Origin of the sequence: Lentzea waywayandensis, assembly GCF_900115955.1 — a bacterium.
Lineage (GTDB): Bacteria > Actinomycetota > Actinomycetes > Mycobacteriales > Pseudonocardiaceae > Lentzea > Lentzea waywayandensis.
The window spans coordinates 299,542-322,047 of sequence record NZ_FOYL01000002.1; the positions used below are offsets into that span (position 1 = coordinate 299,542).

A 22,506-nucleotide genomic window follows, 5' to 3' on the forward strand; every position below is an offset into this window, starting at 1 on the left:
AGGGGCTCTGCGCGGCGCCCGCCGACCCGAGAAGTCTGGGATCGACGAACCGACGAGGAGGAATCGCGATGAAGGCGCTGGTCTACCACGGTCCTGGCAAGCGCGTGTGGGAAGAGGTTCCCCGGCCGGAGATCGAGGAACCCACCGACGCGATCGTCCGCGTCACCGCGGTCACGATCTGCGGCACGGACCTGCACATCCTCAAGGGCGACGTGCCCGAGGTCGAGCCCGGCCGGATCCTCGGCCACGAGGCGGTCGGCGTCGTGGAGCAGGTCGGCGCCTCGGTCACCGGTGTGAAACCGGGCGACCGGGTGCTCATCTCGTGCATCACGTCCTGTGGCCGCTGCGAGTACTGCCGCGTCGGCAGCTACGGCCAGTGCCTCGGCGGTGGTGGCTGGATCCTCGGCCACACGACCGACGGCGTGCAGGCCGAGTACGTGCGCGTGCCGTTCGCCGACACCTCCACGCACCTGCTGCCCAACGACGTCACCGACACCGCCGCGGTCGCGCTCGCGGACATCCTGCCCACCTCCTACGAGGTCGGTGTCCTCAATGGACGGATCAAGCCCGCCGACACCGTGGTGATCGTCGGCGCGGGGCCGATCGGACTCGCCGCGATCCAGACCGCGCAGCTCTACAGCCCCAGCCACATCGTCGCGGTCGACCTGGCGACGTCCCGGCTCGACGCCGCGAAGCAGTTCGGCGCGGACGTCACCGCGGGCACCGCCGAAGAAGCCGAACGCGTCGTCGGCGAGCTGACCGGCGGACTTGGCGCGCACGTCGCGATCGAGGCGGTCGGTGTGCCGGAGACCTTCGAGCTGTGCACGAAGCTCGTGCGGCCCGGCGGGCACGTCGCCAACGTCGGCGTGCACGGCAAGCCCGCGACGCTGCACCTGGAAAGCCTCTGGATCCGCAACGTCACCATCACCACCGGCCTGGTCGACACGAGCTCGACGCCCACCCTGCTGCGCATGGTCGCGGCGGGCCGGATCGACGGCGAGCGGTTCATCACGCACCGGTTCGCACTCGACGAGATGGAGCAGGCGTACGAGGTGTTCGAGAACGCCGGCGACACCGGCGCGCTCAAGGTCGTGCTGACGCGATGACTGCGACCGCCGAGCGCACGACCACCCACGAGATCGACGTGCGCGGTTTCATCCAGGCCAACTACACGCCGTACGACGGCGACGCGACGTTCCTGTCCGGTCCGACACCGCGCACAACAGCGTTGTGGCACCGGTTGACGGAGATGTTCGTCGACGAGCGCGCCCGCGGGATCCACGACGTCGACCCGAACACACCGTCGTCGATCACCGCGCACGCTCCGGGCTACATCGACCGGGACCACGAGATCATCGTGGGGTTGCAGACCGACGCGCCGCTCAAGCGCGCGATCATGCCCACCGGCGGCCTGCGGATGGTCGAGACGAGCCTCGCGACCTACGGCTACCAGCTCGACCCGAGCGTCCGGGACATCTTCACCAAGTACCGCAAGACGCACAACGACGGCGTGTTCGACGTCTACACCGCCGAGATTCTCAGGGCCCGCAAGGCAGGAATCATCACCGGCCTCCCGGACGCCTATGGACGAGGCCGGATCATCGGTGACTACCGGCGGGTTCCGCTCTACGGCGTGGACCGCCTCGTCACGGCCAAGAAGGCCGAACGGGCGGCGCTGGACGAGTCGATGTCCACAGAGGACGTCATCAGGGACCGGGAGGAGCTCGCCGAGCAGGTCCGGGCGCTGGAGGAACTGCGCGGCATGGCCGCGTCCTACGGCTACGACATCTCCGGTCCGGCCCGCAACGGCCGTGAAGCCGTGCAGTGGCTGTACTTCGCCTATCTCGCCGCGGTGAAGGAGCAGAACGGCGCAGCGATGTCGCTGGGTCGCACGTCCACCTTCCTGGACGTGTACCTGCAACGTGACCTCGACGAAGGCGTGCTGACCGAACGCGAGGCGCAGGAGCTCGTCGACGACCTGGTCATCAAGCTGCGGATCGTGCGCTTCCTGCGCACACCGGAGTACGACCAGCTGTTCTCCGGCGACCCGACCTGGGTCACCGAGTCCATCGGCGGCATGGGCGACGACGGACGGCCGCTGGTGACGCGGACGAGCTTCCGGTTCCTGCAGACGCTCTACAACCTGGGCCCCGCACCGGAACCGAACCTGACCGTGCTGTGGTCGCCGCGTCTGCCCGAAGGCTTCAAACGCTTCTGTGCCAAGGTCTCCATCGACACCAGCTCGATCCAGTACGAGAACGACGACCTGATCCGGCCGCGGTTCAGCGACGACACGGCGATCGCGTGCTGCGTGTCGGCCATGAAGGTCGGCGAGCAGATGCAGCTGTTCGGCGCGCGGGTCAACCTCGCCAAGGCACTCCTGTACGCGATCAACGGCGGCCGCGACGAGATCAGCGGCGTCCAGGTGGCTCCGGCGTTCCCGCCGATCGCCTCCGACCACCTCGACCACGAAGAGGTGCGGGCGGCGTTCGACCGGATGACCGACTGGCTCGCGAAGACCTACGTCGAGGCGCTCAACGTCATCCACTACATGCACGACAAGTACGCCTACGAACGCATCGAGATGGCGTTGCACGACCATCCGGTCCAACGGTTGCTCGGCTGCGGCATCGCCGGCCTGTCGGTGGTCGCGGACAGCCTGTCCGCGATCAGATACGCCCGCGTCCGCGTGATCCGCGACGACACCGGCCTCGCGGTCGACTACCTCGTGGAGGGCGACTTCCCGAAGTACGGCAACAACGACGACCGCGCCGACGCGATCGCCGTCGAGCTGGTGGAGAGCTTCATGCGCAAGGTGCGGCAGTACCCCGCCCACCGCGGCGCCGTGCACACGCAGTCGGTGCTCACCATCACCTCGAACGTCGTCTACGGCAAGCACACCGGCAACACCCCGGACGGCCGCCGTGCCGGTGAACCGTTCGCACCCGGCGCCAACCCGATGAACGGCCGGGACCGGCACGGGCTCGTCGCCGCGGCGTTGTCGGTGGCCAAACTTCCCTACGACCAGGCGCAGGACGGGATCTCGCTGACCGCGAGCATCACGCCGGCAGGACTCGGACGCACCGAGGACGAGCAGGTGACCAACCTCGTCGGCGTGCTCGACGCCTACACCGACGCGGGTGGGTTCCATCTGAACGCCAACGTGCTCAACCGCGAAACCCTGCTCGACGCCATGGCACACCCGGAGAACCATCCGCAGCTGACGATCCGCGTCTCCGGGTACGCGGTGAACTTCGTCCGGCTCACGCCCGAGCAGCAGCGGGACGTCATCAACCGCACGTTCCACGAGTCGCTGTGACCACCGGATCAGTCCACTCGTGGGACGTCGCCACCGCGGTCGACGGACCGGGCACCCGCTTCGTGCTGTTCCTGAGCGGGTGCCCGCTGCGGTGCCTGTACTGCCACAACCCGGACACCTGGCACATGCGTGACGGTCACCGCATGACCGTCGACGAGGTCATGGTCGAGGTCGCGAAGTATCAGCGGTTCATCGAGGTCGCCGGCGGCGGGCTGACGATCAGCGGCGGAGAACCGCTGCTACAGCCGGACTTCACCGCCGAAGTCCTCCACCGCGCCAAGCAGCTCGGCCTGCACACCGCGCTGGACACGTCCGGTTTCCTCGGCGCACGGGCGTCCGAGGAACTTCTCACCGACACCGACCTGGTCCTGCTGGACATCAAGTCCTGGGACCCGGTCATCTACCGGCACGTCACCGGCGGCGAGGTCGCACCGACGCTGGAGTTCGCCCGCCGGCTGTCCGCGCTGCACAAGCCGATGTGGATCAGGTTCGTCCTCGTGCCCGGCCACACCGACGCCGAGGACAACGTCGCCGGCATCGCGTCCTTCGTCAGCACCCTGGACGCGGTCGAACGTGTCGAAGTGCTGCCGTTCCACAAACTCGGCGCCCCCAAGTACGCCGCGCTCGGCATCCCGTTCCCGCTGGCCGACGTCCCTTCCCCCGACACCGACCTCGTGCGGCGAGTGCGCGACCAGTTCGCCGGCTGCGGTGTCCCCGTCCACTGACCGCACCAAACCCGAATGAGGAGCGCGAGATGTCGAACGCCGACCTGGAACTCGTCGACGCGTACTGGCGAGCCGCCAACTACCTGTCGGCCGGCCAGATCTACCTGATGGACAACCCGCTGCTGACCGAACCGCTGGCGCCGGAGCACATCAAGCCCCGTCTGCTGGGCCACTGGGGCACCACGCCGGGCCTGAACTTCATCTACGCGCACCTCAACCGGATCATCCGGGAGCGCGACCTCGACATGATGTTCGTGACCGGCCCCGGCCACGGCGGCCCCGCGTTGCTGGCCAACACGTGGCTGGAAGGCACCTACAGCGAGACGTACCCGAACGTGCCGCGCGACGCCGTAGGCATGCAGAAGCTCTTCCGGCAGTTCTCCTTCCCCGGTGGCGTGCCGAGTCACGTGGCGCCCGAGGTGCCCGGCTCCATCCACGAAGGTGGTGAGCTGGGCTATTCGCTGGCGCACGCGTTCGGCGCGGCGTTCGACAACCCCGGTCTGATCGTCGCGTGCGTCGTCGGTGACGGCGAGGCCGAGACCGGGCCGCTCGCGGCCAGCTGGCACGCCAACAAGTTCCTCAACCCGAAGAGCGACGGGGCGGTGCTGCCGATCCTGCACCTCAACGGGTACAAGATCGCCAACCCGAGCCTGCTCTCGCGGATCCCGCACGACGAGCTGGATGCGTTGCTGCGCGGCTACGGCTACACGCCGTTCTACGTCCAGGGCGACGAACCCAAGGCGATGCACGCCCGCATGGCGGAGGTGCTCGACCAGATCGTGGACGAGATCCACCGCGTCAAGGCCTCGGAGGACCGGCCGCGCTGGCCGATGATCGTGCTGCGCAGTCCCAAGGGCTGGACCGGTCCGTCCGAAGTGGACGGCGTGCCGGTCGAGAACACCTGGCGGGCACACCAGGTGCCGCTGGCAGGCGTGCGCGACAACCCGGACCACCTGCGGCAGCTGGAGACCTGGCTGCGGAGCTACCGGCCGGCCGAGCTCTTCGACGACAACGGAGCGCCACGCCCAGAGCTCGCCGAGCTGGTACCCGCTGGTGATCACCGGATGGGCGCGACCCCGCACGCCAACGGCGGACTGTTGTTGCGCGAGCTGAAGATGCCGGGCATCCGCGCGCACGCGGCGGAGGTCGTGAAGCACGGCACCACGCACTCGGAACCGACCAGGGTGCTCGGCCGGATGCTGCGCGACATCATCACGCTCAACGCCGACGCCCGTTCGTTCCGGATCTTCGGGCCGGACGAGACGGCGTCCAACCGGCTCGACGCCGTGTACGAGGTGACCGGAAAGCAGTGGCAGGCCGAGACTCTGCCGGTCGACGAGCACCTGGTCCACGACGGCCGGGTCGTCGAGGTGCTGTCCGAGCACCTGTGCCAGGGCATGCTGGAGGGCTATCTGCTCACGGGCAGGCACGGGTTGTTCAACTGCTACGAGGCGTTCATCCACATCATCGACTCGATGTTCAACCAGCACGCCAAGTGGCTCAAGACGCACAAGAAGCTGGAGTGGCGCAGGCCCGTTGCGTCGCTGAACTACCTGCTCAGCTCGCACGTGTGGCGCCAGGACCACAACGGATTCTCCCATCAGGACCCCGGCTTCATCGACCACGTGATGAACAAGAAGGCCGAGGTCGTCCGCGTCTACCTGCCGCCGGACACCAACACCCTGCTCTCCGTCGCGGACCACTGCCTGCGCAGCAAGGACTACGTCAACGTCATCGTGGCCGGCAAGAACGAGACGCCGGACTGGCTCGACGTGGACGAGGCGATCCTGCACTGCACCCGTGGCGCCGGTATCTGGGAGTGGGCGAGCAACGACGACAGCATCGAGGAGCCGGACGTCGTGCTGGCGTGTGCCGGCGACGCCCCGACCGTCGAGGTGCTCGCCGCGACGAAGCTCCTGCGCGAACACCTGCCGTCACTGCGAATCCGGGTCGTCAACGTGGTGGACCTGATGCGCCTGCAACCGGACACCGAGCACCCGCACGGCATGCCGGACCGCGAGTTCGACGCGTTGTTCACCGCCGACAAGCCCGTCATCTTCGCCTACCACGGCTACCCGTGGCTGATCCACCGCCTGACCTACCGCCGCACCAACCACCACAACCTGCACGTCCGCGGCTACAAGGAAGAAGGCACGACCACCACCCCGTTCGACATGCTGGTGCTCAACGACATGGACCGCTACCGGCTGGTGATCGACGTCGTCGACCGCGTGCCAGGACTCGGGCCCAAGGCGGCCCGGCTCCGGCAGCACATGCAGGACCAGCGCACGCGTCACCACAACTGGATCCGCGAGCACGGCGAGGACATGCCCGAGATCCGTGACTGGACCTGGCAGTGAACGTTCTCGTCGTGAACGCGGGCTCCTCCAGTCTGAAGCTCCGCGTGCTCGGCGAGGACGACGTGGTTCTCGCCGGGACCGACGTCGAACGGTGGTCGGGTGGCGACGAAACCGGCCCGCTGGAGGATTTCCTGAGCGGCGCGCCGTCCGTGGACGCGGTCGGCCACCGCGTCGTGCACGGCGGCTCTGCCTTCACCGGTGCCACCGCGATCGACGACGACGTGCGCGCCAGAATCGAGGCACTCACGGGGCTGGCGCCCCTGCATCAACCCCGTGCGCTCGCCGGCATCGACGCGGCGAGGCGACTGCTGCCCGATCTGCCGCAGGTCGCGTGTTTCGACACCGCCTTCCACACCACGATGCCCGCAGCCGCCACGACCTACGCCATACCCGCCGCGTGGCGTCACAAGTGGGAGCTGCGCAGGTACGGGTTCCACGGGCTGTCACACGCTTACGCGTCCCGGCAGGCGGCCGCGTTGGCGGGCAGGCCCGGCGCTCGGGTGGTGACCTGCCACCTGGGCTCCGGGGCGTCGCTCGCCGCTGTCGCGAACGGACGTTCGGTCGACACGACGATGGGCTTCACCCCGTTGGCGGGCCTGGTGATGGCGACCCGAAGCGGTGACGTCGATCCTGGTCTGCTGGTGTGGCTGCAACGCGCCGGACTGACGCTGGACGAACTCGAGGACGGCCTGGAACACCACTCCGGGCTCGCCGGCCTGTCCGAGGTCGGCGGTGACCTGCGGGACGTGCGCAAGGCCGCCGAGAACGGCGACGAGCACGCGGTCCTCGCGCTACAGGTGTACGTGCATCGGTTGCGGCAGAGCATCGCCGCCATGACGGCGTCGCTGGGCGGCATCGACCTGCTCGTGTTCACCGGCGGCGTCGGCGAGCACGACGCCACGTTGCGGGCGGACACCGCTGCCGGGCTGGCTTTCCTCGGTGTCAGCCTGGACGGAGGACGCAACGCCGAAGTCGTGCGGGACGGCCGCATCAGCGCGAGCGGCTCGGCTGTCGCGGTGTGGGTCGTCGAAGCGCGGGAGGACGTGGAGATCGCCACGCGGACCCGCGCACTCGTGCACGAACCGAGTTGGAGGAGGCGATGACCGTGACCAGGCCGGTGGTCGTGGGACTGGACGGATCGAAGTCCGCGACGCATGCGGTGCGATGGGCCGCGGAGGAGGCCGCCCGGCGCAAGACCGGGCTCGTGATCACGCACTCGTGCGTGCTGGTTCCAGCGCGCACGCTCGACGTGATCGCGCCGGCCGAGTCCTATTCGGACGGTGTTCTCGAGGAAGGCCGGCAATGGCTCGCCGAAGCGGCGGACGCAGCCGGGAAAGCAGCCCCCGGGATCGATGTGAAGATCGAACTGGCAGCCGGCGACGCGGCTGAGCAACTCGTCGGCCGATCCGCGTCGGCCGGCCTTCTGGTGCTGGGCTCACACGGCCGGGGAGGATTCGCCGGCCTGCTCGCGGGTTCGACCGCGGTCGCCGTGACGACGCACGCGCACTGCCCCGTCGTCGTGGTTCGCAACACCGGCGCGGATCCGTCGCCGGACGCTCCTGTCGTTGTGGGACTGGACGGATCGCCGGCCAGCGACGCGGCTCTGGACTTCGCGCTCGACGCTGCCGCTCTGCGCAGCGTGGCCCTGCACGCGGTGCGGACGTGGTGGGACATCACCGCCGAGACCGCGTGGCAACGCGGGCTGACAGCGACGAACCTCGCGTCGATCGAGGCCGCGGAACACCGGCTGCTGGCCGAACAGGTCGCCGGTCCTTCAGCCGCACGTCCCGATGTGCCCGTGCGGCAGTTCCTCACTCGCGACCGCCCCGCGCACACCTTGGTCGAGCAGTCGGCGCACGCGCGGCTGATCGTGGTCGGCACCCGAGGACGCGGCGGCTTCCGCGGTCTGCTGCTCGGGTCGACCAGCCAGGCTTTGATTCGCCACGCGCATTGCCCGGTCAGCGTGGTTCCGTTGGCATGAAGGTGATTTCAGGGATGAGAACCGAACTGGCCGCGCGCGAAATCTGGCAGTCGTGGTTCCGCTGGACGACAGCGGGAGAGTTCGCGGGCTTCCTCGCGCCGGCGCTCGTGGGTGCGCTCACCTCATCACCGCAGCTGCTCGTCCTGGCAGGAGTGATCGAGGGCGCCGTGCTCGGCGCGGCGCAAGCCGTGGTGCTGCGGCGTGTGGACCACGCGCCGCAGGCACGCAGCTGGATCGGCGCCACCGCTCTGGCAGCGGGATTCGCCTGGGCGGTGGCGATGCTGGCGGTGCACAACGGCGAGCGGCTGAACACACTTCCCCTCGTTGCCGTGCTGCCCATCGCCACGGTGGCCGGCGCCGGAGTGCTGCTGTCGCTGGGAACCGCGCAGTGGTACCTCCTCCGCCACCACTTCCCCGGTGCTCATCTGTGGATCTGGGCCAACGCCCTGGCCTGGGGTGCCGGCCTCCTGGTGTTCACCGCCGTCACCACTCCCCTGTGGCAACCAGGTCAGTCTCCCGCACTCATCGCACTCATCGGGGCCTTCGGCGGACTGCTCATGGCGTCCACGATGGCGGCCATCACGGGCTCGGCGCTGATCCGGCTCACGAGGATGACGTAGCGCCCGCCACCCCAACGGATCGCCCTCCTGCCAAGCCCGCCGGTCGCGGGTCCCGGGACGAAAGTCCTCCCCCAGAAGCGACGTTGATACCTGCGTTCACCCCGGCCTGATCACGCAAGCTCGAGATGTGTTCGGAACACGGACTCCTGGCCCTCGTGCCGCGCTGTCCGTCGGCGACCAAAACCCATCATCGAGGAGAACACCTGTGCTTTCCGCTGCTTCGGCCGCCGTGGTCCGCGCGACCCTGCCCGTCGTCCGAGACCACGCCACCGAGATCACCGCCGAGTTCTACCCGTCGATGTTCGCCGCGCACCCCGAACTGCTGAACCTGTTCAACCGCGGCAACCAGGCCAGCGGCAAGCAGCAGATCGCACTGGCCGCCGCGGTGATCGCCTACGCCCAGCACCTCCTCGACGGGACGCCGTTCGGCCCGATCGCGGAACGCATCGCCCACAAGCACGTCTCGCTCGGGGTGCGGCCCGACCAGTACCCGATCGTCGGGAAGCACCTCATCGGCGCCGTCGCCACCGTGCTCGGTGACGCCGTCACTCCTGAGGTCGCCGCGGCCTGGGACGAGGTCTACTGGCTGTTCGCGGTCTCGCTGATCGCCGCCGAGGCACGTCTGTTCCAGACCGCGGGCGTCACACCCGAGACGCTGTGGCGTCCCTGGCGGGTGGCGAAGCGCGACGAGCAGGCGGCCGACACGGTGTCCTTCACCCTCCTGCCCGATGACGGCGGTCCGGTTCCGGCGTTCGAGCCGGGCCAGTACGTGTCCGTCGCGGTCGACCTGCCGGACGGTGGCCGGCAGCCGCGCCAGTACTCCCTGTCGCAGGCACCCGGCCGCGGCGAGCTGCGCATCACCGTGCGGCGAGTTCGCGGCGAGGACGGCGCTCCGGACGGTGCGGTGTCGAACTTCCTGCACGACCACGTCCACGCCGATGACACCGTGCTGGTCGGTCCGCCCGCCGGCGAGGTGACCCTCGAACCCGGCGACCGGCCCGTGCTGCTGATCAGTGCGGGCATCGGCATCACGCCGATGTTGTCGATGCTCGACCACATCGGTGCCACGCAACCGACGCGGACGGTCGTCGCCGCGCACGCCGAGAGCTCGGCCGTCCGGCACGCACACCGCGCCGAGTACGCCCGCCTCGGACAGCTGACCTGGTACGAGAACGGCGACGAGGGCGGGCGGCCGGGCCGGATCGAGGTGGACGCGATCCCGTTGCCGCCTGGGGCGGTCGCCTACCTGTGCGGTCCGATCACCTTCATGCGCGACGTGCGCGCGGGGCTCCTTCGTCGCGGGATGCGCGCCGACGACATCAGGTACGAGGTGTTCGGCCCCGGCATGCTCGAGAATCGGGCGTGATCACGCGGACGAAGCTCCTGTCCGCTCATCGGCCTACTGGCCGCCCGGCGTGCAAAAGGCGCTGACGCCACAGCACGAGTCTTCGCCCTGCGGCGGGAGCACTGCGGCGGCAGGCTCGACGTCGAGTGGCTTCACGGCGCGGACGACGGCCGAGTGCATCCCGTCCGCCGCCTCGAACGCCGGGGTGATCTCGATGCCGGTGAAACCGGCCGCCCGCAGGCCTTCGCGGTACTCGGTGAAGGTGAGGGCTCCGGCGACGCAGCCGACGTAGGACCCGCGCTCGGCCCGCTCGGCGGGTGTGAGGCGATCGTCCGCGACGACGTCGGAGATGCCGAGGCGGCCGCCGGGACGCAGGACGCGGAAGGTCTCGGCGAACACGGCGGGCTTGTCGACGGAGAGATTGATCACGCAGTTGGAGATCACGACGTCGATGGTGTTGCCGGGCAACGGGATTGCCTCGATGTCGCCCTTGAGGAACTCGACGTTGGCGGCACCGGCCTTCTCCGCGTTCGACAGGGCCAACGCGAGCATCTCGTCGGTCATGTCCAGGCCGTAGGCCTTGCCGGTGGCGCCCACGCGACGGGCGGAGAGCAGGACGTCGATGCCACCGCCGGAGCCCAGGTCCAGCACCCGCTCCCCTTCGCGGAGCTCGGCGACGGCGACCGGGTTGCCGCAGCCGAGTGACGCGGCCACCGCCGCTGCGGGCAGTTCGTCGCGCTGGGCCGCCGGGTAGAGCGTGGCGCCGAAGGTCTCGTCGATCTCCGCGGTCTGCGGTCCACAGCACCCGCCTCCACCCTCGACGACGGCGGTCGCGGCGGCGGCGTAGCGGGCGCGGACGGTCTCGCGCAGCTCGGTCTGCTCGCTCATGAGCGATCTACCTCCAGGCTGTATTGAAGTCTGTCTATGCAGTGTTGCGCGAAGCCCGTAGTGCCGTCAATATTGAAATATGTCGAAGCAAGAGTCGGGCTGCTGCGAGCCGCTGCCGGAAGAGCCGCTGGCCGCGGCACAGGCGGTGGAGCTGTCGGCGATGTTCAAGGCGCTCGGCGACCCGGTGCGGCTGCGACTGCTGTCGATGATCGCTTCTCGAACCGAGGGCGGGGTCTGCGTCTGCGAGCTGACGCCCGCGTTCGAGCTGTCCCAGCCCACGATCTCGCATCACCTCAAGCTGCTGCGCCAGGCGGGCCTGGTCGACTGCGAGCGCCGGGGCACGTGGGTCTACTACTGGGTCCGCCCGGAGACGACCGATCGGATGGCCGCGATGCTGAGCAGCGTGAGCGATCGGCGACCGGTCACGGCCTGATCGCCGCGGCGATCTTCGCGACCGCTGCCTTCGCGGTCGGCCCGACCCCGATCAGCGTCGCGGACGCCGGGCCGGTCCAGCCGCCGTAGCCGAGCAGATGCAGGCGCGGCTCGTCCACGGCCGTGGTGCCGTCAACGGCGACGCGACCGTCGGTGTCGCGCAGTCGCAGCGGTGACAGGTGGCTCAGGGCCGGGCGGAATCCGGTGCACCACACCACGACGTCCGCGCCGGACAGGGCTTCGACGTCTATCGAGGTGGCCACGAGCAGTCCGCTGTCACGGGCCTCGCGCACCGGCGGCACAGCCACGATGTCGCCGAGTCCGCTGACGCTGCCGCGCCGGGTGGCGATGTCGAACAGCGCTTTGCCGTCGATCTCGTCCGGCATGTACCGCGGCGGCCGGCGGGTCATCCAGGTCAACTCGGTGTGCGGCGCGAGGTCGGCGGCGATCTGGGCACCGGAGTTGCCGCCGCCGACCACGACGATCCGCTGACCGGCGAACTCGAGCGGGTCGCGGTAGTCCACGGTGTGCAGTTGGCGGCCGGGCAGGTCGACCAGCGGCCGGAAGGGCCGCCACCAGGTGCCCGTCGCGCTGACGACGTGCCGCGCCGACCAGGTTCCGGAGTCGGTGCGCACCAGCAGCCGGTCGCCGTCGCGGATCACCGAGGTCACCTGGACGGGCCGGTGGACGGGGATGTCGTAGCGCTTCTCGTAGGCGGCGAGGTAGTCGACGACGTGCCGCGCGGTCGGGTAGCCGTCCGGAAAGGACGGCATGGGCCAGCCGGGCAGGGAACTGTGGCGGGCGACGGAGAACAGGCGCAGCGAGTTCCACGTAAATGGCCAAGCCCCGCCCGGCAAGGGTTGCGCGTCCAGCACCACGTGGTCGATGCCCGCGCGGCGCAGGTAGAAGGCGGCGGCCAGCCCTGCCTGACCGCCGCCGATCACCACGACGTCAGACTCGAGCACGAGCCACCCATCGGCGCCGCAGCCCAAGGCTGACGTAGACGAGTCCGACGAGCACGGGCACCTCGATCAGCGGCCCCACCACACCTGCCAGAGCCTGGCCGGAGGTCACGCCGAACACGCCGATCGCGACGGCGATGGCGAGCTCGAAGTTGTTGCCCGCCGCGGTGAACGCCAGCGTCGTCGTCCGCTCGTAGGACAGCCCGGACGCCTTGCCCAGCGCGTAGGAACCGGCCCACATGACGGCGAAGTAGACGAGCAACGGCAGCGCGATGCGGGCGACGTCGAGCGGCCGGCCGGTGATGTTCTCACCCTGCAGCGCGAACAGGATGACGATCGTGAACAGCAGGCCGTACAGGGCGATCGGGCCGACCCGCGGCAGGAACTTGGACTCGTACCAGTCCCGGCCGCGCGACCGCTCCCCCAGCTTCCTGCTCAGGTAGCCGGCCAGCAGCGGGATACCGAGGAAGATCAGCACGGACTGGGCGATCTCCCACGCGGAGAAGTCGACCGCGGCGGTGTCCAGGCCGAGCCACCCCGGCAGCAGATCGAGGTAGAACCAGCCGAGCACGCCGAACATGACGACCTGGAACACCGAGTTCAACGCCACCAGCACCGCGGCGGCCTCGCGGTCACCGCAGGCCAGGTCGTTCCAGATGATGACCATCGCGATGCACCGGGCGAGACCGACGATGATCAAGCCGGTCCGGTACTCGGGCAGATCCGCGAGGAAGATCCACGCCAGCGCGAACATCAACGCGGGACCGAGCACCCAGTTCAGCACCAGCGACAGCACCATCGTGCGCCTGTCACGGGTGACGGTGTCGAGCCTGTCGTAGCGCACCTTCGCGAGCACCGGGTACATCATCAGCAGCAGGCCAAGGGCGATCGGCAGCGACACCTCACCGATCTTCACCGCGTCCAGCACGCCCTGCAGGCCGGGGACGAACCGGCCGAGCAGCAGTCCGGCGACCATGGCGACGCCGATCCACACCGGCAGGAACCTGTCCAGGAAGGACAGTCGGTGCAGCACGTCCGGTGCCGCTGTTTCCTTGGTGCTCAACAGGTTCTCCTGGGAAAGGTCAGTCGCAGCAGGCGCTGCTGTCGCGCAGCGGTCCGCCCGGCGCCAGCACCGCGGCGAGTGTGTCGATGGCGGCGTTGTCGATGCGGTACCAGCTCCAGGTGCCGCGGCGTTCGCGGCTGAGCACGCCGGCCTGCACGAGGATCTTCAGGTGGTGGCTCAGCGAGGACTGCGGCATGTCGAACTGGTCGGCGAGGTCGCAGAAGCACGCTTCCTGACCCTCGGTCCGGCGTACGAGGCTGACCAGCTCGACGCGGATCGGGTCGCCGAGCGCCTTGAACAGGCGGGCGGCGGTCGCCGAGTCGAGCAGCGTCTGGTCCGGGCTCGTCATGACGATGACCCTAGCGGCTTGGATTGACAAAAGTCGATACACGGGGTGTGATCTGCATCGACGTACTTCGGTCCAAGGTGCCAAGGAGAACCACCGTGTCCAAGACCCCCGAGGTGCTGTTCGTCTGCGTGCACAACGCGGGCCGTTCCCAGATGGCCGCGGCACTGCTGCAGCACTACGGCATGGGCCGCATCGCCGTCCGCTCGGCCGGATCCGAGCCTGCCGAGAAGGTCAACCCCGCAGCCGCGGCGGCGCTCGCCGAGTGGGGACTCGACATCACCGCCGAGGTCCCGTCGAAGCTCACGACCTCCGACGTCGAAGCGTCCGACGTGGTGATCACGATGGGCTGCGGCGACACCTGCCCGGTGTTCCCCGGCAAGCGCTACCTCGACTGGCAGCTCGAAGACCCGGCCGGACAGGGCATCGACGCCGTGCGGCCGATCCGTGACGACATCGACCGCCGCGTGCGCGGTCTCGTCGCCGAACTGCTCGGCTAACGCCGTGGCACGCTGGCGGTCGACAACGCGGCCGCCAGCACCCCGATCAGGCCCAGCACCACGAACACCGCCGGATAACCGCCGAGCCACGCCGCCATGGCGCTGCCCGCCCACGGTGCGATCGCGGCCGTGAGCATGACCGGCGCGGTGAGCAGGCCGTTGAGCTGTCCGTAGTGGACAGCACCCCAGCGATCGGTGATCGCCGTCGCCTGCACCAGCGTGAAGATCCCGCGCGTGACGCCCGCGAGGACCGAGCCCGCGATCAGCAGCAGCGCCGGGCCGGGTACGACTCCCAGCAGTGCGGTCACGGCCGCGCTGACCAGGAGGACCGCCAGGGTGCGGGTGCGCACGGTGGTTCTCGCGGACAACCTGGCGTAGCCGAGCCGGCCGAGCACCTGCCCGACGCCACCCAGCCCGAGCGCGATCGCGGCGGCCGAGGTGGTCATGCCACGTTCGGTCAGCAGCGGGACGAGGTTGATCACGACGGCGTACACGCTGAACGCGGCCAGGCTCATCGCGACCACGAGCACCAGGAACGGCCTGCTGCGCGCCACCGCCGACGGCGTGTGGACGGTCTCGTGTTCGAGGGCGGGCCACGGCAGCCGCAGTCCGAACAGGTGCAGCGGGATCGTGGTGACGGCGAGGAATCCGGCGAGCACGAGATAGGTGCCGCGCCAGCCCAGGTGGTCGTTGAGCACGGCGGTCAGCGGCGCGAACACCGTGCTCGCCAGGCCGGCGACCAGGGTGAGCACGGTCAGCGCGGACACGCGGCGCGGCCCGTACCAGCGGGTGAGCGCCGCGAACGCGGGAGCGTAGAAGATTCCGGCCATCGCGACACCGGCCAGCAACCAGGAGGCGGTGAACCACACCAGCGACTCCGCGGTCGCCAGCGCGACCAGTGCGAACACGGCGACGATCGAGCCGGTCGTCATGATGGCGCGTGGGCCGTGCCGGTCGAGCAGCCTGCCCACTGGAATGCCGACCAGGCCGGCGACGATCTGACTCGCGGAGAACCCGGCGGTGATCGCGGCGTGCGACCACCCCGTGCGCGCACCGATCGTCGGCAGCAGCACGGGAAACGCGTAGTACAGGATTCCCCAGCTGATGATCTCCGTGGTGCACAGGACGATCAGCACGCGGCGCAGCCCGGCGTCGATGCCGGGCCGCGCCGTCGTGGTGTCAGCGGGCACTGGGCGCGAGGCCGATCGTCAGCTCACCGTGCTCCGGCGAGCCGCAGCAGCCGCCCTCGTTCTTCTGCTCCTCCGGTGCGTCGAACACGCCCGCGCCGCCGCACACCCCGGTCTCGGGCAGCACGAGCTCGACGCGGCTCGCCGCCTCGTGGTCACCGGCGATCGCGGCCACGACGGACCGTGCCTGTTCGTAGCCCGTCAGCGACAGGAACGTCGGCGCCCGGCCGTAGCTCTTCATGCCCACCAGGTAAACACCCGGCTCGGGGTGCCGCAGCTCGTTTTCACCATGTGGATAGACGGTGCCGCACGAGTGGACGTTCGGGTCGATCAACGGCGCCAGCTTCGTCGGCGCCTGCAGCACCGGGTCCAGGTCGAGCCGGATCTCCGACAGCCACGACAGGTCCGGCCGGAACCCGGTCAGCACCACGACCTCGTCGATCCCCTCGATCTGGTGGCCGTCGAACGACTCCAGCGTGAGGCGGCCATCCTCCGCCCGTTCGACGGCAGCGGTGCGGAACCCGGTCGCGGTCGCGATGTGCCCGGCCTCCGCGGCCTTCTGGGCCCGCAAGCCCAGAGCACCACGCGCCGGCAGCTGGTCCGCCTCGCCACCGCCGAACACGTTGCCGACGGCACCGCGGCGCAACAGCCACACGATCTCCGTGCCGGGCTCCTGCTCCGCGAGGTCCGCCAGCACGACCAACGCGGTCAGCGCCGAGTGCCCGCTGCCGGCGACCGCGATCCGCCTGCCCGCGTAGCGAGCGCGCTCGGCCACGAGATCCGGCACGCGGTAGGTGATCCGCGCGGCCGCCGCCTTCTCCCCCACCGCCGGAAGTCCGTCGCCACCGAGCGGGTTCGGCGTGCCCCAGGTGCCGGACGCGTCGATCACCGCACGCGCCGTGATCCGCTCCTCCCCCGCCGCGGTCTCCACGTGCACGGTCAGCGGCTCGTTCTCGCGCCCGGAGTCGACGATCCGGTCCCGCCCACGCCGAGCCAGACCGACCACGCGGGCACCGAACCGCACCCGGTCGCCCAGCACCTCGGCCAGCGGCCGCAGGTAGCTCTCCACCCACTCCCCGCCGGTCGGGTAGGCGTCACCGTCCGGCCGCACCCAGCCGGTCTCCCTCAGCAGTCGCTCCGCCGCCGGGTCGACGAGTTCGCTCCACTGCGAGAACAACCGAACGTGGTTCCACTGCGACACGGCTGCACCAGCGTGGTCGCCCGCCTCCAGCACGAGCACCCGCTCGCCCCGTTCGACCAAGTTCGCCGCCGCGGACAAACCCGCAGGTCCGGCACCCACTACGACGACCGGCAACTCGCTCACCGCACACCCCTTGAATCGAAGGATTTCAAATCAACACGGCGGACTGTATCGACGTGGATCGATTGACGCAACCATCGATCCGTGTCGATACTTCAGCCGTGACGACCGCGCCGGCCACTGAGCCGCACTCACAGCCGTGTCCACACGGGACTGCTGCTCCGGCGTCGCCGAGACCTCCGTGTACGTGGGCGCGGACTTCCGAGGCCGAGGCGTCGGCAAAGCCTTGGCGCACAAGCAGGTCAACGCCGCCGACGACGCCGGCCTCCCGCCTGCGACGGTGCAGCCGCATGGTGACCATCTCGCTGCGTGAACGGTTGGCTCGTGCGCCTGTCTGTGATGTCAACGTGCACACTGACGGTTTCCCGTTCGACCGAAGGACTGAGCCGTGCCCGACCGACCTGAGATCGTCTGCATCTGCGGCTCTGTGCGGTTCGTGGACGAGATGCGTGCGGCGAACCGTGACCTGACCTTCGCGGGTGCCATCGTCGTCGCGCCAGGCGAAACGGACGAGTTGATCACCGACGAGCAGAAGACCGCGCTGGACGCCCTTCACCTGCGCAAGATCGACCTGGCTGACCGGGTTCTGGTCGTCAACCCCGGCGGATACGTCGGCGAGTCCACGAGCAGGGAGATCGCCTACGCCCACGCCACCGGCAAACCGATCTCGTTCACCGATCCCGTCTGACCACGTCCTAGCCCCGTGCACCCGCGTCGACATGCGCCAGAAGCCCAGGACCGGCCTCGGGCACGACGTCGTGCGCCGTCATTCGTTCTCCGCAGCAGTCGCACGCCAGCGTGACCCGTGCCTCGCCGGCGCAGTCGCGATGCCGGTAGTGCACCGGCGGCCCGTCAGGCGCCATGTGGGCGTCGCCCCAGTCCTTGATCGCCAGCAGGATCGGGTAGAGGTCGTGCCCCTTGCGACTGAGCCGGTACTCGACGTGGTCCCCGTCGACAGCCTGCTGCCGCACCAGGATCTCGTGATCCACCAGCCGGGCGAGCCGGTCCTGCAGGCGGCTGCGCGGGATTCCCAGGTTGCTTTGGAACGCGTTGAACCGCCGCACGCCCGCGAAGGCCTCCTTCAGGATCAGCAACGTCCACCTGTCCCCCAGCACCACCAGCGGGCGGGTGATCGAGCAGGGCAGGTCGGCGAGCTGTTCGTACCGCATACCCCGACCCTACCGAAGATGGTCTCTTTTCGAGACCACTCCGTGCTAGCGTCGGTCTCGAAAAGAGACCACCCTGGAGGTTCCCGTGAGCACGGCGACCGTCACGCCCCCAGGCCTGCACGAGGCGCTGCACCGGTTGCTCGCCGAGAGGTGGACCTGCCGCCAGTTCCTGCCCGAGCAGGTCCCGAGGAACACCATCGAGCAGGTGCTCGCCCTCGCGCAGCGCACCCCGTCCTGGTGCAACACCCAGCCGTGGCACGTGACCATCACCGAAGGCGCCGCAACGGACAGGATGCGCACGCAACTGCTCGAACACCTGCAGGACAATCCAGGCCGGCCGGACTTCCCCTTTCCCACCCAGTACACGGGCGTCTACCAGGAACGTCGCCGGGAGTGCGGCAAGCAGCTCTACACCAGCCTCGGCATCGAACGCGGCGATCACGAGGGCACCGTCCGGCAGATGCTGCGCAACTTCGAGCTGTTCGACGCACCGCACGTCGCGATCATCACCACCGAAGCCGACCTCGGCGTCTACGGCGCGATCGACTGCGGCCTCTATCTCAACTCGTTCCTGCTCGCCGCACAGAGCCTTGGCCTCGCCGCGGCGCCCCAGGCCGCGCTCGCGGGGTACTCCGGCTTCCTGCGCGACCACTTCGGGCTTCCCGAGTCCAGGCGCGTCGTCGTCGGAGTCTCGTTCGGATACCCCGACACGGCGCATCCGGCCAACGGCTTCCGCACCACTCGCGCGAACACCGGCACCGCCGTGACGTGGCACTCCACGTGATCCGTCTCAGGGTGTCCCCGAGCCTGTGTGTCGGCGGCACCGTACGCGCCGGGTCGATCGACGGCGCACAGGGCGCGATACTCCTGCCATGACAGCGAAAGCGGGTGCGGTCGTGACCGGGGCCGGGCGCGGCGTGGGCAAGCTGGTCGCGCGGATGCTGGTCGAACGCGGCTACACGGTGCTGGTCACCGACGTCGACGAAGCCACCGCGACCGCGACCGCCGCCGAGATCGGCGCGACCGCGCGGGTGCTCGACGTGCGGGACGACGCGGCCGTTGCGGCGGCACGCGACGACATCGTCGACCGTGCGGGCAGGCTCGAGGTCTGGGTCAACAACGCCGGGGTGCTGATGACCGGGCCCGCGTGGGAGCAGAGCGCCGCAACCCGCAGGCTGATGATCGAGGTCAACGCGCTCGGGACCATCAACGGAACGGTCGCCGCGATCCAGGCCATGCGCGGCAACGGCGGCGGGCACGTCGTGAACATCGTGTCCCTCGCGGGCATCACGGCCGTCGCAGGCGAAGCGGTGTACGCCGCCTCCAAGCACGCGGCCATCGGCTTCAGCCTCAGCACCCTCGCCGACCTCCGGCACGCGGGCGTCCAGGACATCGACATCTCGTGCGTCTGCCCGGACGGCATCTGGACGCCGATGCTCTACGACAAACTCGACGATCCGGCGGCCGCGCTGTCGTTCTCCGGCACGCTGTTGCAGCCCGCCGACATCGCCGCCGCCGTCGCCGCCGTGCTCGACAAACCGAAACCGGTCACCACCATCCCGAGGTGGCGCGGAGCACTGGCCCGGCTGGCCGACACGTTCCCGCGCTTCGGGCTGCGCGCGATTCCGTTCATGGTGGCCCAAGGCCGCCGGACCCAGCGCAAGCTCGTGGCGCGCGACCGGCAGGACTGATCGCCCGGACAGCGCGGATTCAGTGAAGGCGAAGCGAAGACCAAGGCGTCGTGACGCCGGCGCCCGACGGATTTCGTTGGGGCGCCTGCCTTTCGAGTTCGTCAGATCGTGGTGAACCCATCGGTCCACTGAGCCTCGTCGAGCGCGTACTCGTCGATGTGGAAGCACTCCGGCTCGTCCCGGAACCCTGCGAGCCGCCTGGCGCGATCGATTCGCGCCATCGCCTTCTCCCGTGTGGAGTAGACGCCGAGGAGCTTGACGTCGTCGCCTTCTTCCTCATCGGCCCAGAACTCGCCGTCGACGGAGAAGTGCCGGGTCTCCCCGCTCGCGTCCTGAGCGACGTGATGTACGTGCCAAAGCAGGAAAACTCGGTCACTCATCCAGCACGCGTCCAGTTCCTAGAGACCAAGGCGTTGCTGCTCGGCCTGCACCACTCGCTGCTCCACCGACACCGCCGAGTCCAGTGCGCTCGCGTGGGAGTGCTTCGTGTCGCTTTCGCGCGCGTAGTGGTCGAACAGCAGGGTCTTGTGGTCGCGGATCTCCTGCACCCGCGCGTCCACGCTGTCCTTGACCAGCAACCGGTGCACGTGGACCTTGCGGACCTGGCCCATCCGGTGACAACGGGCGATCGCCTGGTCCTCCGTGCTCGGCTTCCACTGCGGCTCCGCGATGATCACCACGGACGCGGCCTGGATGTTGAGGCCCACGCCGCCCGCCTCGATCTGGGCCACTAGCACCGCGTGGTCCTCGCACGCCGTGAAGTCGTCCACCAGTTGTTGGCGGCCCTCAGCCGACGTCGCGCCGGTCAGGGGGCCGAAGACCTCGACGTGGTCCGCTACCGCGTCCAGCACGTCGTGGAAGTACGAGAACACCACGACCTTCCAGCCGTTGTCCCTCGACTCCTCGATGATCTCCAGCAGCCGCTCCAGCTTCGCCGAGCCGCGGGGCGTGCCCGGCTCGTAGGCGGCGCGGCGCATCGCCATCAGGTTCCCCTCGCGCACCGCGTCGAGATACGCACGTCGGTCCTGCTTGCCGAACTCGACCCAGTCCTCCATCTCCAGCAGCTCCGGCAACTCCCCCAGCACGTCCTCCTGGTTGCGCCGCAGGTACACCGGTGCGACCACGCGGCGGAAGGCCTTCGCTCCCACCACCGCGTCGGTGGCGCCCGTGCGGGCCGCGACGCTCGGCTGGAGATAGGCGACCAGGTTGCGGAACTCCTCGACGCGGTTCTCCATCGGCGTGCCGGTGAGCAGCACTGCCCGCTCCGCGCGCTGCACGATCGTGTTGACCGCCTGTGAGCGCTGCGTGTCCGGGTTCTTCACGTAGTGCGCCTCGTCGACCACGACCATCGCGGGGCGGAACCTCTTCGGCAGCGCCAGTTTCGGCAACGTGCCGAACGTCGTCACGCCGACACCGCCCTGCGCCAGCCACTTGCCGACCGCGCCGTCGCGGCCCACGCCGTGCATCCGGTGCGGCACGAGGTCGCTGTGCCTGGCGATCTCGTTGACCCAGTTGACGACGACGCTCGCCGGACAGACCACCAGGAAACCTCGCCGCCCACCGGCCGCGAGGCTGGCCATCACCGCGATGGCCTCGATCGTCTTGCCCAGCCCCATCTCGTCGCCGATGATGACGCGCTTGCGGGCCAGCGCGAACTTGGCTCCGAACACCTGGTAGCCGCGCAGCGACACCTTCAGCAGGCTGGTGTCCAGTGTGGTCGCGTCGACCTCGTGCTCGATGTCGGCCGGGACGAAACCCTTGGCGGCACCGCGATCCGGCACCGCGTCCGCACCGGCGAGGTCGGCGAGAAGCGTGTTGTACGCGGCCGCGTCGAGCTCGTAGTCGCGCCACAGCGCGCGGTGATCCAGGTCCGGCACGCGCAGCTGCGTGCCCACCGCGCGCAACGCCGCCACGTCGCGACTGCCCAGCAGGGCCTCGAGCCGGTCGAGCGAATCGAGGGCGGCCTGCCGGTTCTTCCGCAACGAGAAGAACATCCGCACCCGGCTCCAGGCACGGGACGCGGCGCGCACGTCGGCGTCGACCCTGCCCAGCACGTCTCCGAGCGGCTCGCGCAGCGGACCGACGAGCTGGTTCGCCCTGCGCAGCTTGGACATCAGCTGCAACAGCTCGGTCTGGGCGCGGTCAGCGCGGTCGGGGTTCAGCCGGACGGCCGTCTCGCGCGCGACGCCCTCGACGACGGCGCGGGCGACCCGCACGATCTGCTCGGCGGACTGCCTGCCGACTCCGGGCACGCCGTCGAGCTGTTCCGGGCGCGCCGCGGCGACGTCGGCGACGGTCCGGTACCCGGCGGCCTTCAGCTTGCTCAGCCGCAGGTTCGCCCTCGTGTCCCGGAGCTTGTCCACCGGCATGCCGCGCAGCTGGTCGGCCACCAGCGAGTCCCGGACCGCCTGGTACTGCGCGGCGGCGAGCGCGAGCAGCCGATCCGGTTCCGCGCGCACCCCTGCTGCCTCGGCGCGGAACGCCTTCGCGGCGCCCAGCACCGCGCGAGCATGCCTACCGACCTTCGACGAGTCGTCCACCCGTGTCCTTCCGTCAGGCGGTCAGAGGGTACCGAAAGCAGACCTCTCGCCGGTGCT

22 protein-coding genes and 1 pseudogene are annotated in these 22,506 nt (G+C 69.5%); 14 read left to right on the forward strand and 9 right to left on the reverse strand.

The window, feature by feature from the left end; all coding sequences use genetic code 11:
• The first annotated feature begins 68 nt into the window (after positions 1–68).
• From BM417_RS06295 to BM417_RS06330, 8 genes are all read left to right on the forward strand, one after another.
• Positions 69–1,106 (forward strand): zinc-dependent alcohol dehydrogenase family protein, encoded by a 1,038-nt coding sequence (locus BM417_RS06295; RefSeq protein ID WP_093588827.1) that lies wholly within the window; start codon positions 69–71, stop codon positions 1,104–1,106.
• Positions 1,103–3,319: a formate C-acetyltransferase gene (gene pflB, locus BM417_RS06300; protein ID WP_093588828.1), complete on the forward strand. Its 2,217-nt coding sequence runs from the start codon at positions 1,103–1,105 to the stop codon at positions 3,317–3,319. The genes BM417_RS06295 and pflB overlap by 4 nt, the downstream gene beginning before the upstream one ends.
• Positions 3,316–4,044, forward strand: a complete 729-nt coding sequence (pflA, locus tag BM417_RS06305) for a pyruvate formate-lyase-activating protein (protein WP_093588829.1) — start codon at positions 3,316–3,318, stop codon at positions 4,042–4,044. The genes pflB and pflA overlap by 4 nt, the downstream gene beginning before the upstream one ends.
• 29 nt (positions 4,045–4,073) lie before the next feature.
• Complete coding sequence (locus tag BM417_RS06310) at positions 4,074–6,404, forward strand: phosphoketolase family protein (RefSeq protein WP_093588830.1); 2,331 nt, start codon at positions 4,074–4,076, stop codon at positions 6,402–6,404.
• Entirely contained in the window at positions 6,401–7,507 is a 1,107-nt protein-coding gene (locus BM417_RS06315; protein ID WP_093588831.1) for an acetate/propionate family kinase, read from the forward strand. The genes BM417_RS06310 and BM417_RS06315 overlap by 4 nt, the downstream gene beginning before the upstream one ends.
• Positions 7,504–8,385, forward strand: coding sequence for a universal stress protein (locus tag BM417_RS06320; RefSeq protein ID WP_093588832.1), 882 nt, complete (start codon positions 7,504–7,506; stop codon positions 8,383–8,385). Before BM417_RS06315 ends, BM417_RS06320 begins: the two co-directional genes overlap by 4 nt.
• A 14-nt stretch (positions 8,386–8,399) precedes the next feature.
• Entirely contained in the window at positions 8,400–9,005 is a 606-nt protein-coding gene (locus BM417_RS06325) for a hypothetical protein (RefSeq protein WP_093588833.1), read from the forward strand.
• Between the two features lie 205 nt (positions 9,006–9,210).
• Positions 9,211–10,371 carry a globin domain-containing protein gene (locus BM417_RS06330; RefSeq protein ID WP_093588834.1) on the forward strand — a complete coding sequence of 387 codons (1,161 nt, stop codon included), beginning with the start codon at positions 9,211–9,213 and terminating at the stop codon, positions 10,369–10,371.
• A gap of 33 nt (positions 10,372–10,404) precedes the next feature.
• Here the strand turns inward: BM417_RS06330 and arsM are convergent, their stop codons facing one another.
• Entirely contained in the window at positions 10,405–11,238 is an 834-nt protein-coding gene (arsM, locus tag BM417_RS06335) for an arsenite methyltransferase (RefSeq protein ID WP_093588835.1), read from the reverse strand.
• A gap of 79 nt (positions 11,239–11,317) precedes the next feature.
• On the opposite strand from arsM, the gene BM417_RS06340 reads away from it, so the two are divergent.
• Positions 11,318–11,671 carry an ArsR/SmtB family transcription factor gene (locus tag BM417_RS06340; RefSeq protein ID WP_093588836.1) on the forward strand — a complete coding sequence of 118 codons (354 nt, stop codon included), beginning with the start codon at positions 11,318–11,320 and terminating at the stop codon, positions 11,669–11,671.
• On the opposite strand, the gene BM417_RS06345 is transcribed toward BM417_RS06340, so the two are convergent.
• From BM417_RS06345 to BM417_RS06355, 3 genes are read right to left on the reverse strand one after another with little or no spacing between them, the layout of a single operon-like run.
• Entirely contained in the window at positions 11,661–12,635 is a 975-nt protein-coding gene (locus BM417_RS06345) for an ArsO family NAD(P)H-dependent flavin-containing monooxygenase (protein WP_245821734.1), read from the reverse strand. The genes BM417_RS06340 and BM417_RS06345 overlap by 11 nt on opposite strands.
• Positions 12,622–13,695: an ACR3 family arsenite efflux transporter gene (gene arsB, locus BM417_RS06350; protein ID WP_093588838.1), complete on the reverse strand. Its 1,074-nt coding sequence runs from the start codon at positions 13,693–13,695 to the stop codon at positions 12,622–12,624. Before arsB ends, BM417_RS06345 begins: the two co-directional genes overlap by 14 nt.
• Positions 13,696–13,714: 19 nt before the next feature.
• Complete coding sequence (locus BM417_RS06355) at positions 13,715–14,044, reverse strand: ArsR/SmtB family transcription factor (protein WP_093588839.1); 330 nt, start codon at positions 14,042–14,044, stop codon at positions 13,715–13,717.
• 95 nt (positions 14,045–14,139) lie between these two features.
• Between BM417_RS06355 and BM417_RS06360 the strand changes: the two genes are divergently transcribed.
• On the forward strand, positions 14,140–14,541 hold the full coding sequence (locus tag BM417_RS06360) for an arsenate reductase ArsC (RefSeq protein WP_093590767.1): 402 nt from the start codon (positions 14,140–14,142) through the stop codon (positions 14,539–14,541).
• Here BM417_RS06360 and BM417_RS06365 read toward each other — a convergent pair.
• Together BM417_RS06365 and BM417_RS06370 are read right to left on the reverse strand one after the other, a co-directional pair.
• Positions 14,538–15,731 carry an MFS transporter gene (locus BM417_RS06365; RefSeq protein ID WP_245821735.1) on the reverse strand — a complete coding sequence of 398 codons (1,194 nt, stop codon included), beginning with the start codon at positions 15,729–15,731 and terminating at the stop codon, positions 14,538–14,540. The genes BM417_RS06360 and BM417_RS06365 overlap by 4 nt on opposite strands.
• Entirely contained in the window at positions 15,721–17,052 is a 1,332-nt protein-coding gene (locus BM417_RS06370) for an FAD-dependent oxidoreductase (RefSeq protein WP_093588840.1), read from the reverse strand. Before BM417_RS06370 ends, BM417_RS06365 begins: the two co-directional genes overlap by 11 nt.
• Positions 17,053–17,176: 124 nt before the next feature.
• Between BM417_RS06370 and BM417_RS46660 the strand changes: the two are divergent.
• Both BM417_RS46660 and BM417_RS06375 read left to right on the forward strand, forming a co-directional pair.
• A pseudogene (locus BM417_RS46660) lies at positions 17,177–17,317 on the forward strand (N-acetyltransferase family protein); the annotation flags it as partial.
• Between the two features lie 120 nt (positions 17,318–17,437).
• Positions 17,438–17,737, forward strand: coding sequence for a hypothetical protein (locus BM417_RS06375; protein ID WP_093588841.1), 300 nt, complete (start codon positions 17,438–17,440; stop codon positions 17,735–17,737).
• 7 nt (positions 17,738–17,744) lie between these two features.
• Here BM417_RS06375 and BM417_RS06380 read toward each other — a convergent pair whose 3' ends face one another.
• Entirely contained in the window at positions 17,745–18,218 is a 474-nt protein-coding gene (locus BM417_RS06380; RefSeq protein ID WP_093588842.1) for a winged helix-turn-helix transcriptional regulator, read from the reverse strand.
• Between the two features lie 85 nt (positions 18,219–18,303).
• On the opposite strand from BM417_RS06380, the gene BM417_RS06385 reads away from it, so the two are divergent.
• Together BM417_RS06385 and BM417_RS06390 are read left to right on the forward strand one after the other, a co-directional pair.
• Positions 18,304–19,002 (forward strand): nitroreductase, encoded by a 699-nt coding sequence (locus BM417_RS06385; protein WP_245821736.1) that lies wholly within the window; start codon positions 18,304–18,306, stop codon positions 19,000–19,002.
• Positions 19,003–19,090: 88 nt separating this feature from the next.
• The gene (locus BM417_RS06390) at positions 19,091–19,909 is read left to right on the forward strand and encodes an SDR family NAD(P)-dependent oxidoreductase (protein ID WP_093588843.1); all 819 of its coding nucleotides are present in this window, start codon (positions 19,091–19,093) and stop codon (positions 19,907–19,909) included.
• A gap of 101 nt (positions 19,910–20,010) precedes the next feature.
• Here the strand turns inward: BM417_RS06390 and BM417_RS06395 are convergent, their stop codons facing one another.
• Together BM417_RS06395 and BM417_RS06400 are read right to left on the reverse strand one after the other, a co-directional pair.
• Positions 20,011–20,289, reverse strand: coding sequence for a DUF7336 domain-containing protein (locus BM417_RS06395; RefSeq protein ID WP_093588844.1), 279 nt, complete (start codon positions 20,287–20,289; stop codon positions 20,011–20,013).
• 18 nt (positions 20,290–20,307) lie between these two features.
• On the reverse strand, positions 20,308–22,449 hold the full coding sequence (locus tag BM417_RS06400) for a DEAD/DEAH box helicase (protein WP_093588845.1): 2,142 nt from the start codon (positions 22,447–22,449) through the stop codon (positions 20,308–20,310).
• Positions 22,450–22,506 lie beyond the last annotated feature (57 nt).